This is a genomic window from Rhizobium sp. rho-13.1, assembly GCF_007000305.1.
Lineage (GTDB): Bacteria > Pseudomonadota > Alphaproteobacteria > Rhizobiales > Rhizobiaceae > Rhizobium > Rhizobium rhododendri.
Genome location: NZ_SCFL01000011.1, coordinates 1 through 14,872, shown reverse-complemented (window position 1 = coordinate 14,872; position 14,872 = coordinate 1). Strand labels below are relative to the sequence as shown.

Below are 14,872 nucleotides of genomic sequence, written 5' to 3'. Positions count from 1 at the left end.
TCCCGTCGTGCAGGGCTATCGCATGAGAAGGGGAGAGGAGGCTTTCAGAGGCCGGACTTCGGTGCGGAAATTGGAGCGGATGCCTCGCTCCGTCCGTCATTTCTGTGCCTGTCACAGGAATCCGGCATGCCCAAGTCCTTGGGCGTAGAAGGCCCTTCCGATTGAGAGGTCGAGTTCCCCCACGGCACGGACGCGCCGTGACTGGATCCCTGTGACGAGCACAGGGATGAGGGAGAGCGAGGTCGGCCTGCGGTTGGTCAATTGACAGCCGGGAAGCAGTCATTGGTGATGGTTCTAGCTTTAGATCATGCCGGATGGGCAACGGTTGCCGTCCTCGATCGCTGACGTCGCAGCCGGCGGCCGGGTTACAAAAGCGCTCATGCATGGCTGCTCAGCCTCCCGTCGTGAAGGCCAATCTCGCGGCGGAGTTCTTCGAAGATTTCGGGCGGCACCGGCGTCAGGCCGGCGTTTGGACGGTCGTAGCGTGGCCCGGCTGCGATCAGGGCTTGCGTGTAAATGTGGCGCGGGGTCGACAGCACCTCGGCGGTACGACCTTCCTCGATGACCTTGCCAGCGTAGAGCAGGGTGACGCTGTCGCAGATCTGGGCGACGACGCCGAGGTCGTGGGTGACGAAGATGACGGCGGTGCCGTGCGCCTCCTGCAGTCGGCGGATCAGCCGCAGGATCTGCTTCTGCACGGTCACGTCGAGCGCCGTCGTCGGCTCGTCGGCGACGACCAGCTTCGGCTCCAGCGCAAAGGCGGCGGCAATCAGTACGCGCTGGCGCATGCCGCCGGAAAGTTCGTGCGGATAGCAGCGCAGCACCCGTCCGGGATCGCGGATATGAACTTCTTCCAGCAGGTTTAGCGCCCGCTGACCGGCCTCCCTCGACGACAGGCCGCGCTTCAGGCGCAGGCCGTCCGTCAGTTGTGCCTCGATGCGGCGTCCGGGGTTGAGGGCCGTCTGCGGATCCTGCGGGATTAGCGAGATCTCGCTGCCCATGATCGAGCGCAGTTCCTTCTGCGGCAATCGCAGCAAGTCACGACCTTCGAAATTGATAAACCCGCCCACGACTCGAACAGTGCGCGGAAGGATGCCGAGCAGCGCCTTGGCGATGGTCGATTTTCCGGCGCCGCTTTCGCCAACGAGGCCGCGAACCTCGCCGCGCTCTAGCGTCAGCCCGACATCGCGCAGGATCGGCGCGCCGCCGTCGCGGTCGGAGACGGCGCTGAGGCCGGTTATCGAGAGAAGCGGCTGGTTCATCGGCGCATCACGGGGTCCAGGGCGCGACGCAGGCCATCGCCGAGCTGGTTGAAGGCCAGCACCGTCGCAAACAGCGCCAGCAGCGGCGCCACCAATACCCACCAGCCGTCATGGATGATCTGCCGGCCCTCGGCGATCATGCCCCCCCAGGTCGGCGTGTCCGATGAGACGGAGAGTCCGACAAAGGACAAGATGGCTTCGACGATGACCGCAATGCCCATTTCAAGGCTGACGAGCGCGATGAGGACGGGTGCCACATTCGGCAGGATTTCGGAGAACAGGATGCGCAGCCTGGAGAAGCCGATGGTGCGGGCGGCGGTGACGTAATCCATCTGCGCCTGCGCCTGGGTTTCCGAGCGAACGACGCGGCAGAAGCGGGTCCAGTCGATGATGACGATGGCGGCGATTACCGAATGGACGCCCGAGCCGAACACGGCGACCAGCAGGATCGACAGCAGCACCGGCGGGAATGCCATCCAGATATCGACCAGCCGCGAGATGATGCGGTCCGGCCACCCGCCGTACCAGCCGGCAAACAGGCCGAGCAAGGTGCCGATCAGTGCGGAAAGCCCGGCGGCCACGAAGGCAACGGTCAGGGCGATACGGGTGCCGAATATCATGCGCGACAGCACGTCGCGGCCGAGATCGTCGGTGCCGAGAAGGAAGTTCTGGTCGCCGCCATCCATCCAAGCGGGGGGCAGGGTGCCGGACATCAGGTCCTGCTCGAGCGGGTCCTTCGGGGCAATGAAGGGTGCGAAGACGGCAAGGATGACCAGCAAAAGGATAATGCCGCCGCCCAGTAGGACTTTCGGCTCGCGCAGCAGGGCCAGCAGGCGTCTTGCGGAGCGTGACGGCGTTCTCGGCGCGGTGTATGTAATGATCTCAGCCATGAGCCAGCCTCGGATTGAAGGCCGCGACGAGCGCGTCGACCATTAGGTTGATGACGATGAACAGCAGGCCGAAGACCAGCACCAGACCCTGGATCAGCGGCAGGTCGCGGTTGATCACCGCGTCGATCGCCATGTTGCCGATGCCCGGATAGGCAAAGATGCGCTCGACGATGACGGTGCCGCCGATGAGGAAGGTGAACTGCACGCCGGTCAGCGCAATGGTCGGTCCGACGGCATTGCGCAGCGCCTCCTGCAGCACCAGTCGCAGGTTGGACATGCCCTTCAGCCTTGCAAGCAGGATGTAGTCCTGCAGCATAGCCTCCGAAAGCGTTGCTTTCAGCACCCGGGCGACGATGGCGGCCAGCGGCAGGCCGAGAGCCAGCACCGGCATTACCATATGGGCGGCAACGTCGGCAAAGATGTCAAAGCGCAGGGTCACAAGGCTCTCGATCAGGTAGAAGGGCGTGTGGAACTGCGCGTCGATACTGGGATCGATGCGGCCCGACAGCGGAAACAGCGGAAAGGCAACGCCGAAGACCAGCACAAGGGCCAGCGCCCAGACGAAATCGGGGACGGCGAGGAAAAGCCCATTGAGGCTGTCGATGATCGGCTCGAGGATGGTACGGCGTACCAGTGTGCCAACAATCGCCACAAGACCACCGAGCAGAACTGCCAGCACCAGGGCGGCAAAGGCCAGCTCGAGGGTCGCCGGGAGCCGGTCGCCGAGCAGGCCGAGTACGCTGCGCTTCAGCGAGATCGAGGTGCCGAAATCACCGATCGCGACAGCCTTCAGCCACAGGCCAAACTGCACCGGAAGGCTGGCGTCGAGCCCGTAATGGGCGCGCATCGCGGCGATGTCGGCCGGTGTGGCGCCTGGCGAGATCATCATGGCAATCGGATCGCCGGGGACAACGCGCAAAAGCACGAAGACGATCAGCGCCACACCGAACAGCGTGACAAGGGCCATGACCAGGCGATTGAGAATGGCAATGGCTATCATGGATTATGGCTTCCGGCCGTCAGGCAGCGGCATAAACCAATTCTCGGCCGCTTCCTGGTGAAAGTCGCGGCATCAGCTTTGGTCATCCTGCCACCTGTTGATCGTCGCCATAGGGGCACCGTTAGAGAACGCCATGAGTCTAGCCGTGACATCTCCCGCGCCCAAGGAATTGGGCGCACTGGATTCCTGTGACGAGTACAGGAGTGAGGGAGGATGGTCTGGTGCCGCCATATGTTCATGTCGGTGCCCGTTCGATCGAATAAGGCTGAATTGGCCAATGAAGAGGAATTCATCTCCCCGCCGGCGGGAAGGAAGATGACCGGAATGACTGATGAGTGGGCGCCTGTGGATGTTCGGGACAAGGCACAGGTGTCGCTCGTCACTGTGGAAGTGCGTGGCGACCAACCCGCCTCTATCAGCTTTGCTGACATCTCCCCCGCAACGGGGGAGATTAGCCCGTGGCTTGCGTCCAAACCTCTATCAGGCCTTCGCTACCTGCGCTGCTTGCAGGGCGCCCGAGATGTTCGGGGTGACCTTGACGCTCGATTTGTAGAGGATCGGCTGGGCATATTGCAGCAGCGGGATGACGTATCCCTCTTCGGCAATATACTTATCGACCGCCTTCCAGCCCGCGATGCGCTTGGCTTCGTCCTTTTCGCCCCAGAGAGGGTTGATCAGGTTGTCGACATCGTCCGTCTTCCAGCCCGAATGCGGCGATTTGCTGTACATTGCAAAGCCGGTCGAGGTCGTTGGATCGCCGATGGCATTGCCCCAGTTGTAGAAGGCGGCAGGACCGAGCTGGTGAGCGGCGCGAAGCTCGTAGTGCTTGGCGATCTCGTAGACTTCGATTTCCGCTTCGATGCCGACCTTGCGCCACATGCCGACGATCGCCTGGATCATCTCGTAGTCCTTTGGCTTGAAGCCGCGGGTGGTCTTGATGGCGAACTTCACGGGCTTTTCCGGCGAGAAGCCACTGGCCGCAAGAAGCTTCTTGGCACCTTCCGGGTCGTAAGGCGTCTTGATGGCGGCGTCATATGCCGAATATTCCGGCGCCTCGAGCGTCGACAACGGCTTGCCGTAGCCGCGCAGCAGGCGCTTGATGATGGCGTCCTTGTCGATCGCCATGTTGGCGGCGAGCCGGACGTTCTTGTCGAGCATCGGGCCGACATTGGAAATGAAGATCATGCCGATGTCGGAGACAGGCGTTGCGACGCCGTCGAGGCCCTTCTTCTTCTTGAGGCGGTCGAAATCCTCGTAGGGCACTTCCAGCGTCACGTCGGAGGAGCCGGATTCGATCTCGGCGACGCGGCTTGTCGTATCCGGGACGAATTTGTAGATGACCGTCTCGAAGGCTGGCTTGCCGCCGAAATAGTTCGGATTGGCCTTGAGGCGCAGAAAGGAATTGCCCTCGTAGGCATCGACCATATACGGGCCCGTGCCGATAGGCTTCTTCTCGAAGCCCTCCGGACCGACTTTCGTGAAGTAGTCTTTCGGCAGGACATAGCCTGTCAGGAAGGCCATCCACATGAAATAGGTCGGCTCGTAGCGAACGACGTCCCCGGTAATCCGGTTGCCCTCGATCTTGTAGTTGGTGGCAGTCGACCAGATGAAGGAGATCGGGTTGCCGCCCTTCTGGTCGCCAGCGCGGTTGAGCGACCAGACGACATCCTCCGGGGTAAATTTGGATCCATCGTGCCAGGTAACGCCCTCGCGGACGTCCATCCAGACTTTGGTCTTGTCGTCGTTCCAACCCCATTTTGTGAGCAGGCCGGGCTGGAACTTCAGGTCCGGGCCCTGGCCGATGAACTGGTCGAAGACCGAGCGGTAGATCGCCTGGATCGTCGGATTGACGGCCGAGGGGCCTGTCGTCGGGTCGAAGGCCGGCAGGTTGACGTTGAATGCGATCGTCAGCGTATTCACATCGGCCGCCTCGACGACCGTCCGGCCAGCGAGAATGCCCGTGATGAAAGTAGCCGCGCCTAGGCTCAACGCCTGGCGCCGTGTCAGATGGTCCATGGTCACTCCGTTCCCCTGTTCAGCGGTAGATGACCTGTGGCCGGCCTGCCGCTGGCGATTTATTATCGGAATGTTTTAATCTTAAAATAACCATCGGGAAGCGCAAGCGGATTCTCTGGCGTTGTAGAAAAATAGCAGTGTCGGTCTCCATCTCCCGGAATCTGCCGGAGACTGCGCAAGATCCAGTTGAGCATAATGTATGCTTTTGCATATTTATTCGGCTCAGTTTGCTTTTACTCCGATCAAACGGGCGTGCGGTAACGCATGTTGATGGCTTCACGCCATTTGCTGATTGACAGCCGGTCGAAGCGCAAAATATGCTTTTGCAAATGATTGAAGAAAACGCCTGACAAGGGCGAAGGGGAACTGAAATGGCTGAACGGTCTTTTGCCCGCGAAGTCGAGGACCTGAAGCTGGGGGAGGGCGACACCTTCCGCGGCGAGGGAATTCTCGCGATTACCAAGGCGTTGCTGCAGTCCGGCGTCTCCTATGTCGGCGGCTACCAGGGCTCGCCGATCTCGCATCTGATGGACGTGCTGGCCGACGCCAAGGATGTCATGGAAGACCTCGGCATCCACTTCGAGACATCGGCCTCGGAGGCAGCGGCGGCGGCGATGCTGTCGGCCTCGGTGATGTACCCGGTGCGCGGCGCCGTCACCTGGAAGTCGACGGCCGGCACCAACGTTGCCTCCGACGCACTCTCCAACCTGTCGTCCGGCGGGGTGACCGGCGGCGCGCTGATCATCATTGGCGAGGATTACGGCGAGGGATCGTCGATCATGCAGGAGCGCAGCCATGCCTATGCGATGAAGTCGCAGATGTGGTTGCTCAATCCACGCCCCAACCTGCCGTCGATCGTCGATGCTGTCGAAACCGGCTTCGAGCTTTCCGAGGCCTCCAATACACCCGTGATGCTGCAGGTCGGTATCCGCAGCTGCCATGTGCACGGCCAGTTCGAAGCAAAGAACAATAAGCGGCCGGAGTTCACGCTGCGCCAGGCGCTGGAAAATCCGGTCCGCGACGTCAACCGCATCGTCCTGCCGCCAGCGACCTTCGTCCATGAAAAGCAGAAGCTGGAGCACCGCTGGCCGGCTGCCGTAGAGTTCATCAAGCGCCGCAGGCTCAACGAATATTTCGGTCCCAGCGAAGGCGATGTCGGCATCATACTGCTGGGTGGCATGTATAATGGCGTCATGCGCTCGTTGCAGCAGCTTGGCCTTGCCGATGTCTATGGCAACTGTTCCGTGCCTCTGTATGTGCTCAACGTCGCCTATCCGCTGATCGACGACCAGCTGGCCGAATTCTGCGCCAGCAAAAAGGCCGTTCTGATGGTCGAGGAGGGGGCGCCGGAATATATCGAGCAGTCGCTGAACACGATCCTGCGCCGCCGCGACATCCAGACGCGGATCGCCGGCAAGGACACCCTGCCGATGGGCGGCGAATACACGACGCAGGTGCTGATGAAGGGCATCAAGACCTTCCTCGAGACCCATGCGCGCGTGCTGCTCGGCAACCAGCCGCCGCTGCCGGATCCGTCGCCCGTTCTCAACGATCCGAAGGTCAGGGCGCTGGCCGAGGTCGTACCGCCGAGGCCTGCCGGTTTCTGCATCGGCTGTCCGGAGCGGCCGATCTTTGCAGCAATGAAACTGGTCGAACAGGAACTGGGCGAGCACCATGTCGCCGCCGATATTGGCTGTCACCTGTTCTCGATCCTGCCGCCGTTCAACATCGGTGGCACGACGATGGGCTACGGTCTTGGACCAGCCTCGGCCTCGGCCTTCAATGTCGAAGCGGACAAGCGTTCGATCTCGGTCATGGGCGACGGTGGCTTCTGGCACAACGGGTTGGCGACCTCAGTCGGCAATGCGGTGTTCAACAAGCAGGACGGCGTCATCCTCGTCATCGACAATTTCTACTCCGCAGCCACTGGCGGCCAGGACATCCTGTCGTCGCGCGCGGACAATCCGCGGCGCAAGACCAACAATTCCATCGTCAATGCCGTCAAGGGCATCGGCGCCACCTGGGTCCGCCAGATCGACCGGACCTACGATGTCGCCAAGATGCGCGACACCCTGCGCGAGGCATTGACGACCAAGGAGCCGGGCCCGAAGATCATCGTCGCCTCGTCGGAATGCATGCTCAACAAGCAGCGCCGGGTGAAGCCTTTGTTCAACAAGGCGGTGAAGGACGGCAAGCGTATGGTCAAGGAGCGCTTCGGCGTCGACGAGGATGTCTGCACCGGCGACCACGCCTGCATCCGGCTGTCGGGCTGTCCGTCGCTGTCGGTCAAGCACACCGACGACCCGCTGAAGGACGATCCGGTCGCTGCCATCGACAACAGCTGCGTCGGCTGCGGCAATTGCGGCGAGGTGGCGGAGGCCGCCATCCTCTGTCCGTCGTTCTACCGCGCCGATATTATCCACAACCCGACCGGCTGGGACCGCTTTCTCGCTAGGATGCGCAGTGCCGTCATCGGCTGGCTGCAGGCCCGCCGCAAGGCAAGCCGCATCGTCTTTGCAGATTGAGGGGATCGCCATGAACGAGCATGTTGCTACAACGGCCGTCGGCGCCATTCGCCTGTCGACGGACAAGCCGATCTCGATTGCCATTCTCGCCATGGGCGGCCAGGGCGGCGGGGTGCTTGCCGACTGGATCGTCGGGCTGGCGGAAAGCCAAGGCTGGATGGCACAGACGACGTCTGTCCCCGGCGTCGCCCAGCGTACCGGCGCCACCATCTACTATCTCGAACTGTTGCCCGCCCGCGAGGGCCGCCATCCGATCTTTGCGCTGATGCCGACGCCGGGCGACGTCGATATCGTGCTGGCCGCCGAACTGATGGAAGCCGGACGCTCCGTTCTGCGCGGCCTGGTGACGCCGGATCGTACGACGTTGATTGCCTCGACGCACCGCGCGCTGGCGGTCGGCGAGAAGGAGAAGCCGGGTGATGGCATCGGCAATCCCGAAGTTGTCGTCGAAGCCACGGATTTTGCCGCCAAGCGGATTATCGCCTTCGACATGGATACGCTGGCGGCCAAAAACGGCAGCGTCATTTCCGCGTCCATGTTCGGGGCGCTGGCCGCCGCCGGTGTGCTGCCCTTTTCAAGGGAGGCATTCGAGGCGACCATTCGCGGCGGCGGAAAAGGCATCGAGCCGAGCCTGAAGGCTTTCAATGCCGCCTTCGAGCGGGCGACGGCGAGGACCAACGATGTGGTCTCGGCGACGCCGCACAAGCATTTCGACGCGCTGCCCGAGACGGCAGGACATCCCTCTCTCGACAGGATCGTCTACCGCATCCGTGCCGAATTTCCGGAAGAGGCTCATCCGCTGCTCTTTGCCGGCGCCAGGAAGCTGACGGATTTCCAGGATCCGGCCTATGGCGACGAATATCTGAGCCGCGTGGCAAGTCTGCTTGAACTCGACCGCAGATATGGCGGCGCGGGAAAAGGCTTCGCGTTCACCGTTCAGGCAGCGAAATACGTCGCGATCTCGATGGCCTATGACGATGTCATCCGCGTTGCCGACCTGAAGGTGCGGGCATCCCGTTTCGACCGGGTTCGCAAGGAGGTCGGGGCAAAGGCCGACCAGATCGTCTACATGACAGAGTATATGCATCCGCGCATGGAGGAGATCTGCGGCACTCTTCCGAAGCGGCTGGGCCTGTGGATCGAAAACCGGCCGAAGCTGTTTGCCCGGCTCGATCGCCTCGTCAACAAGGGGCGAAGGGTGCAAACGGGAACGCTGTTCTGGTTCCTAAGCCTTTATGCCGTTTCGGCTTTGCGCGGGACACGCCGGGGAACATTGCGCCATTCCCGTGAGATGGCACACCGTGACGCCTGGCTCGCAATGGCCACCGGCCTGCTCGCTGCCAACTACGATCTCGCCGTCGAGGTGCTCAACAACAGGCGCCTCGTCAAGGGCTACTCCGACACCCACGCCCGCGGCCTGTCGAAATTCGACCGTGTCATGTCGGCGCTGCCGCTGTTGCGAGATCGGGAGGACGGTGCCGCCTGGATGAAGCGCCTGCGCCAAGCAGCCCTGCTCGACGAAAGCGGTATCGCGCTCGATGGCGCGCTAAAGACGGTGGCAACGCTTTAGAGGGTGGAGGGATTGCCGACGCTTTGGGGCGAAGGCCATCGTGTGCGGGAGAGGCGCTTTTGTCTCGTTCTAGTGCCCGTCACCGTTGTCAGGTGCCTAATTCGTTGGGCGAGCTGCTTTTTTTCCAGAGCGGCAAGGGTCTCCTCACGGCGCAGCGCACCGTGGCTGGATTGCTGTGACAAGCACAGCGATGAGGGTGAGGACGGAACGGTTGAAAATAAAGGGGAACTGGATGGACGATCTTCAAGCATCCGGGGTCGACGCGGGTACCTCTGCCAGACGCCAGAACACCGGTTTGATGGTGGTACTCCTGTGCTGGTTTGCCATTTTTGCTGAGGGCTATGACGTTGGCGTGCTCGGTGCCATCCTGCCGGCGCTCTCGACCGACAGCGCCTGGGGTCTGACGCCGATGCAGCTTGGCGCCATGGGCAGCTACACCATTTTCGGCATGCTGGTCGGTGGTATCCTGATCGGTACGCTGAGCGATCTCTACGGACGCAAGCCGATGTTTCTGTGCTGCCTGTCGCTGTTCGCGGTCTGCATGATCGTCACCTCGGCAGCGCCGACGCCCACCGTCTTTGCCATCAGCCGCTTCGTGGCGGGGCTCGGTCTCGGCGGCATAATCCCCATCGCCGCGGCGTTGACTATCGAGTATTCCCCGGCCAGGAGGAAGAGCCTGAACTACGGCATAATGTATTCCGGCTATTCGCTGGGGCTGTTTGCGGCGGCCTTGGTCGGTCGGGGGCTGCTTGCGGATTACGGTTGGCGACCGGTGGTGCTGATCGGCGCGCTGCCGTTGCTCTGTGTCCCCGTCATGGCCTGGTTGCTGCCAGAATCGCTGGACTATCTTGTCTCCCGCAAGCGCAACGAGGCGGCTGCGAAGCTGGCCACGCGGCTCCGTCTGCCGGTCCCGGTTGAACCTTCCCACACCAGGGAGATGGTCGGCTGGCGAACTGCACTCGGCGAAATCTTCTCACCGAAAAACGCCTTTGCGACGATATGTTTCTGGCTAGCGCTGTTCATGGGGCTGCTGCTGGTCTACGGGCTGGCGCAATGGCTGCCGCAGATCATGCGCAAGAGCGGGTATGATCTTGGCGACAGCCTGCTCTTCCTTGCCGTCTTTTCCTTTACGTCGGCGATCGGTGGTATCGTGCTCGGGCAATGGGCGGATAGATTCGGCGTGAAGCTGACGGTCACCCTGTCGTACCTGCTCGGCGCTATCGGTATCGCCGCACTCGCCTTCAAGGGTTCGATCCTGCTGAACTACGCGGTCGTAGCCGTGGCGGGTTTCGGCACGGTGTCGGCGTCGCTCATCCTGACCGGCTATCTCGCCCACTATCTCAAGCCCTCTGTCCGCGCGGCCGGCACCGGTTGGGCTCTGAGCTTCGCGCGGATCGGAGCATTGCTGGGGCCGTTGATCGGCGGCTATATCGCCAGCATCGCGGTTGCGCCCGAGTGGAATTTCTACGTCTTCGCGATCATCGCGGCAATTGCAGCCGGCGCAACCGCGCTGATCCCCAACAAACCAGCAGGTTAACGTGGCGGTCGGAAACCGGTCGATGTTGCACTGCGCCAGTTCTCCGGCCACTGCATGTTGCACCGCAATACGTGTAGATATGCCTGGGTTACATCTTAGGGGATGTAACCGGGGAAAAGCTGTGTTACCCTTCCCAGATGCGGGCGAAGAGGAGAAGCGCTCGCATCAACGGAGGAGTTTTTAAACGATGACTTCAGAAGAGATGGGTTTTGGTACGGAACGGACCAGCGTGGGATCGATTGCCAAGCTGGCAGCGATCACGGTGGTTGCCTGCGTGATCTTTGTGGGCGGAATGTATTTCGTCGGAAAGGCCAATGCCCCCGACGCAACCACTCCGCAGCCTGCGGTCACCACCCAGACCCAATAGCACGCCCGCGTCCGAACCGGACATGTGTAGCGGCTACCTCACACTCTGGCCCCATGCTTTTGGGGCTGGGGTCGAAGGCGTGATAATTTGCTGGACTGACTGGCGTAGCAGTCATTGTTCTGCCTCTGACAGAAGCCTTGCAATGGCTGGTCGTAGTTTGGGCAAGTGGACGTGGATAATGTCCCATAGGTCGCCCGGTCGAATGCGGTAATATTCATGTCTCAGCAGATTGCCGATGCCAATGATGGCACGCCAGGAAATATCGGGTTCGCTCGAACGCATTTTGGAGGGCAATTCCTTCGCTGCCTCGGATATAATCTGAATGCAGCGCTCTATGGCGCGCAGGACCAAAAAATCGTCGGCGATCGCATCCGGCTTCACATCCTTTGTGGCAGACAGAATGCCATCGATGTTCTCCAGAATGTGCAGCAAGCGGACATGCACACTCTTCGCTGAGGTCATCAGAATACTCTGATCGCGCTTTGCTCTACAGAGGCGCGATAGGCAGGCGAAATTGACTCCCGCGTACCGTAACCAATTTCGACGCCTGGGAACTGGTCTTCCAAAAGTTGGTAAGGCATCATGAAAGCTGTCAGGCCCTTGCCGCTCTCCGGACCAAAATCGACCAAGACATCAATATCGCTATCACTGCGCGCGCTGTCGCTGGCATATGAGCCGTACAGATAGAGAGCATCAACACCCAGCGCGCGTATCTGCGGCTCGGTGGCTTTCAGGCGGGTAATGACTTCTTTCCGGTCCATGGTCCGATAGTACCAACTCCCGAAGATTTTGTCATCACGCGCCGCAGCCGCTCCGCGGCCCTCAAATCTCGTGCTTGCGGATATTATGCAGCACCTTGTGCAGCGTTCCGATGAAGGCGCGGTATTCGGCTTCCTCGACGCCGTCGAACATCTGCAGCAGCAGGTCGTACATCGTCGGCCAGACTTTCTCGAAGGCGGCGCGGCCTTCCTCGGTGATCGAGACATCGCGGATACGCATGTCTTCGGCGCGCGGTTGCCGGCGGATATAGCCCTGGGTTTCCAGCGAATCCAGCGTCCGGCTCATTGTCGACTGCTCGGTCACGGCGAAGATCGACAGCTCGTTGATGGTCACTGACGTCGAGACGCTGAGCACCGCCAGCGCCCGCATCTTGATCGCTATCACTGCGCGCGCTGTCGCTGGCATATGAGCCGTACAGATAGAGAGCATCAACACCCAGCGCGCGTATCTGCGGCTCGGTGGCTTTCAGGCGGGTAATGACTTCTTTCCGGTCCATGGTCCGATAGTACCAACTCCCGCAGATTTTGTCACGACGCGCCACAGCCGCTCTGCGGTCCTCAGATCTCGTGCTTGCGGATATTGTGCAGCACCTTGTGCAGCGTTCCGATGAAGGCGCGGTATTCGGCTTCCTCGACGCCGTCGAACATCTGCAGCAACAGGTCGTACATCGTCGGCCAGACTTTTTCGAAGGCGGCACGGCCTTCCTCGGTGATCGAGACATCGCGGATGCGCATGTCTTCGGCGCGCGGTTGCCGACGGATGTAGCCCTGGGTTTCCAGCGAATCCAGCGTCCGGCTCATTGTCGACTGCTCGGTCACGGCGAAGATCGACAGCTCGTTGATGGTCACTGAGGTCGAGACGCTGAGCACCGCCAGCGCCCGCATCTTGGCGGTCGAGATGTCCAGTTCCTTCAGCTCGTCGGCCATGTTGGCGTTCCAGCGGGACATCAGCCGGTTCATCAGATAGGGCGCGAAATGGTTCAGGCCGATCTCGCCCATGGTCGGGCGGGCATCGTAGCCATCGTCCTTGCGCCTGAGCACGACACCTGAAAACCGTTCTTCCATGAACACACGCCTCCTCGTCTTCCTGTTATTTCAGCGAGGATGCGAGCAGGAAACCCGAACCGCCGCCGAGGCCAGGGCCCGGGTGGGACGACGCACCGATATGGTACAGGCCCTTGATGTGGGTGCGGTGATTAACCGAAGACTTGAAGGGCCGCCAGAGAAAAAACTGGTCGAGGCCACAATGGCCGCCATAGGGGTCGCCGCCGACGAGGTTCATGTTCATCGTCTCGAGATCGGCCGGAGAGTAGGCGCGGCGGGCAAGCCTGATTTCGGCGAAGTTTTCGATGTGGCTCGCCAGCAACGCCTCTATGCGATCCGCATACTGTTCGCGCACCGTCTCCGTCCAGCGGCCATCCGCCGGTGTCTCGATCTTGGCCGCGGCATCGCCTTTCAGCAGGCGCGGCGCTTCCGGCAATTGTAGCCAGAGGATGGACTTGCCCTCGGGCGCCCGGCTGGGGTCGAAGGATACCGGCTGGCCGACGCAAACGGTGGGTTCCGCCGGCAGTAGACCGCGTTCGCATTCGTTGCAGGCGCGCGAGACACCGTCGAGGCCGGGGGTCAGGTGCAGCAACGCGACCTGGCCGAGCTCAGGGTTATGTTTCCAGCGGGGCGGGGCGGACAGCGCGTAGTGGATCTGCATGTTGCCCTTGCCATAGCGATATTGGGAGACATCCTTGCGGATCTGTGCCGGCAGCGGCCCGGGCCAGTCGGCCATCAGGCGCTCATAAAGCTGGTTCGGGGTCGTCGAGCAGATGACGCCGCCGGTGGCGGTGAGGGTTTCACCACCCGCAAGGCGAACGCCGCCGGCGACGTTGCCGGGGCCGGGCAGGATGCTTGCGACATCGGCACCCGTACGGATGGTGCCGCCCTGGTCCGCAATCAGCCGTTCGAAAGCAGTGACCAGAACGCCGGCGCCCCCTGTCGCTACCGGGCAGCCCGCAAGTTCGATGGCAAACCCGATGACCTTCAGCATTTCGGCGGAATAGGCATCTTCCGGGCTGAGGCCGCAATGCAGCACCCAAGGTGCCCAGAGTGCGCGGGCAAGGTCCGAGCCGTAGGCTGTTTGCAGGTAGCCGCGCGCGGGCGTCAGAGCGTTGCCGAACCAGGCAGCAAGGTTGCGAAGGCCTCGCCCCCAGGCCTGCCGGGACACAGTCTTCAAGATGTTGCCCGACCAGAGAGCGCCGCCGAGCAGGGAGAACAGGAATGGCGCATCGGCTCCGAGCTTGTCCATTTCGTCGGAGAAAGTCTTGCCGTCGCCTGCCGAGAGGGCTTCGAATGTTGCTATGTTGCGCTGGCGATCCCTGGAAAAGATGACGTTCGATCCGTCCGGACGCAGCACGCCGGTTGGCAGGTCGGCATGCGAGAAAGCAAGGCCGCGCGCCTCCAGATCCTTACCGAGCGCCCCGTAGGCCGGCGAGGTCAGGAACAGCACCATCGTTGTCGCCATGACGTCGTGGACGAAGCCGGGCTCAGTGATCTCCTCGCTGCGCAGGCATCCGCCGATACGCTCGTTGCGCTCGAGGATCAGAACCTTGCGACCCCTCTTGCCCAGCATGGCCGCCGCAACCAGCGCATTGATGCCGCTGCCAACGATTATGTAGTCATGGCTGCTCATGCCGTTGTCCCGCAAAGAGTGGTTGGAGGATGGGGCCCGCTCGTCGAGGCCGGGAGGGTATATGACGAGCCCAGAGACGTCCCTTCACGGCGCGGACGTGCCGTGGCTGGATTCCTGTGACGTGCACAGGAATGAGGGAGGGAAGTGGTGCTTCCGATGGCTTGCCTTAGTGGGATAGGCGCTTGCAATGATGCTGCCTCTGCTGCCTCTGCTGCCTCTGCTGCCTCTGCTGCCTCTGCTGCCTCT

12 protein-coding genes and 1 pseudogene are annotated in these 14,872 nt (G+C 61.8%); 4 read left to right on the top strand and 9 right to left on the bottom strand.

Annotated features, from left to right (window positions below):
* Positions 1 to 377: 377 nt before the first annotated feature.
* The 4 genes from EQW76_RS20830 to EQW76_RS20815 form a co-directional block, all read right to left on the bottom strand.
* On the bottom strand, positions 378 to 1,262 hold the full coding sequence (locus EQW76_RS20830; protein WP_142830774.1) for an ABC transporter ATP-binding protein: 885 nt from the start codon (positions 1,260 to 1,262) through the stop codon (positions 378 to 380).
* Positions 1,259 to 2,152: an ABC transporter permease gene (locus EQW76_RS20825; protein WP_142830776.1), complete on the bottom strand. Its 894-nt coding sequence runs from the start codon at positions 2,150 to 2,152 to the stop codon at positions 1,259 to 1,261. Before EQW76_RS20825 ends, EQW76_RS20830 begins: the two co-directional genes overlap by 4 nt.
* Positions 2,145 to 3,152, bottom strand: a complete 1,008-nt coding sequence (locus EQW76_RS20820) for an ABC transporter permease (protein WP_142830778.1) — start codon at positions 3,150 to 3,152, stop codon at positions 2,145 to 2,147. The genes EQW76_RS20825 and EQW76_RS20820 overlap by 8 nt, the downstream gene beginning before the upstream one ends.
* Before the next feature lie 480 nt (positions 3,153 to 3,632).
* Positions 3,633 to 5,168: an ABC transporter substrate-binding protein gene (locus tag EQW76_RS20815; protein WP_142830780.1), complete on the bottom strand. Its 1,536-nt coding sequence runs from the start codon at positions 5,166 to 5,168 to the stop codon at positions 3,633 to 3,635.
* Positions 5,169 to 5,539: 371 nt separating this feature from the next.
* On the opposite strand from EQW76_RS20815, the gene EQW76_RS20810 reads away from it, so the two are divergent.
* The 4 genes from EQW76_RS20810 (at position 5,540) to EQW76_RS20795 (ending at position 11,167) form a co-directional block, all read left to right on the top strand.
* Positions 5,540 to 7,693, top strand: a complete 2,154-nt coding sequence (locus tag EQW76_RS20810; RefSeq protein ID WP_142830782.1) for an indolepyruvate ferredoxin oxidoreductase subunit alpha — start codon at positions 5,540 to 5,542, stop codon at positions 7,691 to 7,693.
* 10 nt (positions 7,694 to 7,703) lie between these two features.
* Entirely contained in the window at positions 7,704 to 9,263 is a 1,560-nt protein-coding gene (locus EQW76_RS20805; protein WP_142830784.1) for an indolepyruvate oxidoreductase subunit beta family protein, read from the top strand.
* A gap of 232 nt (positions 9,264 to 9,495) precedes the next feature.
* Positions 9,496 to 10,800, top strand: a complete 1,305-nt coding sequence (locus EQW76_RS20800) for an MFS transporter (RefSeq protein ID WP_142830786.1) — start codon at positions 9,496 to 9,498, stop codon at positions 10,798 to 10,800.
* 187 nt (positions 10,801 to 10,987) lie between these two features.
* Positions 10,988 to 11,167, top strand: a complete 180-nt coding sequence (locus EQW76_RS20795; RefSeq protein WP_142830788.1) for a hypothetical protein — start codon at positions 10,988 to 10,990, stop codon at positions 11,165 to 11,167.
* A gap of 111 nt (positions 11,168 to 11,278) precedes the next feature.
* On the opposite strand, the gene EQW76_RS20790 is transcribed toward EQW76_RS20795, so the two are convergent.
* The 5 genes and pseudogenes from EQW76_RS20790 to EQW76_RS20770 form a co-directional block, all read right to left on the bottom strand.
* Positions 11,279 to 11,629, bottom strand: a complete 351-nt coding sequence (locus EQW76_RS20790; RefSeq protein WP_142830790.1) for a HepT-like ribonuclease domain-containing protein — start codon at positions 11,627 to 11,629, stop codon at positions 11,279 to 11,281.
* Positions 11,629 to 11,928 carry a nucleotidyltransferase domain-containing protein gene (locus tag EQW76_RS20785; protein WP_143123186.1) on the bottom strand — a complete coding sequence of 100 codons (300 nt, stop codon included), beginning with the start codon at positions 11,926 to 11,928 and terminating at the stop codon, positions 11,629 to 11,631. Before EQW76_RS20785 ends, EQW76_RS20790 begins: the two co-directional genes overlap by 1 nt.
* 61 nt (positions 11,929 to 11,989) lie before the next feature.
* A pseudogene (locus tag EQW76_RS20780) lies at positions 11,990 to 12,319 on the bottom strand (MarR family transcriptional regulator); the annotation flags it as partial.
* Between the two features lie 185 nt (positions 12,320 to 12,504).
* The gene (locus EQW76_RS20775) at positions 12,505 to 13,011 is read right to left on the bottom strand and encodes a MarR family transcriptional regulator (RefSeq protein ID WP_142830794.1); all 507 of its coding nucleotides are present in this window, start codon (positions 13,009 to 13,011) and stop codon (positions 12,505 to 12,507) included.
* Between the two features lie 25 nt (positions 13,012 to 13,036).
* The gene (locus EQW76_RS20770) at positions 13,037 to 14,626 is read right to left on the bottom strand and encodes an NAD(P)/FAD-dependent oxidoreductase (protein WP_143123185.1); all 1,590 of its coding nucleotides are present in this window, start codon (positions 14,624 to 14,626) and stop codon (positions 13,037 to 13,039) included.
* Positions 14,627 to 14,872: the final 246 nt, after the last annotated feature.

Bases quoted from the DNA above. Each gene is read 5' to 3' on its own strand.
- EQW76_RS20830 (WP_142830774.1), bottom strand. From the start codon at position 1,262: ATGAACCAGCCGCTTCTCTCGATAACCGGCCTCAGCGCCGTCTCCGAC.
- EQW76_RS20825 (WP_142830776.1), bottom strand. From the start codon at position 2,152: ATGGCTGAGATCATTACATACACCGCGCCGAGAACGCCGTCACGCTCC.
- EQW76_RS20820 (WP_142830778.1), bottom strand. From the start codon at position 3,152: ATGATAGCCATTGCCATTCTCAATCGCCTGGTCATGGCCCTTGTCACG.
- EQW76_RS20815 (WP_142830780.1), bottom strand. From the start codon at position 5,168: ATGGACCATCTGACACGGCGCCAGGCGTTGAGCCTAGGCGCGGCTACT.
- EQW76_RS20810 (WP_142830782.1), top strand. From the start codon at position 5,540: ATGGCTGAACGGTCTTTTGCCCGCGAAGTCGAGGACCTGAAGCTGGGG.
- EQW76_RS20805 (WP_142830784.1), top strand. From the start codon at position 7,704: ATGAACGAGCATGTTGCTACAACGGCCGTCGGCGCCATTCGCCTGTCG.
- EQW76_RS20800 (WP_142830786.1), top strand. From the start codon at position 9,496: ATGGACGATCTTCAAGCATCCGGGGTCGACGCGGGTACCTCTGCCAGA.
- EQW76_RS20795 (WP_142830788.1), top strand. From the start codon at position 10,988: ATGACTTCAGAAGAGATGGGTTTTGGTACGGAACGGACCAGCGTGGGA.
- EQW76_RS20790 (WP_142830790.1), bottom strand. From the start codon at position 11,629: ATGACCTCAGCGAAGAGTGTGCATGTCCGCTTGCTGCACATTCTGGAG.
- EQW76_RS20785 (WP_143123186.1), bottom strand. From the start codon at position 11,928: ATGGACCGGAAAGAAGTCATTACCCGCCTGAAAGCCACCGAGCCGCAG.
- EQW76_RS20775 (WP_142830794.1), bottom strand. From the start codon at position 13,011: ATGGAAGAACGGTTTTCAGGTGTCGTGCTCAGGCGCAAGGACGATGGC.
- EQW76_RS20770 (WP_143123185.1), bottom strand. From the start codon at position 14,626: ATGAGCAGCCATGACTACATAATCGTTGGCAGCGGCATCAATGCGCTG.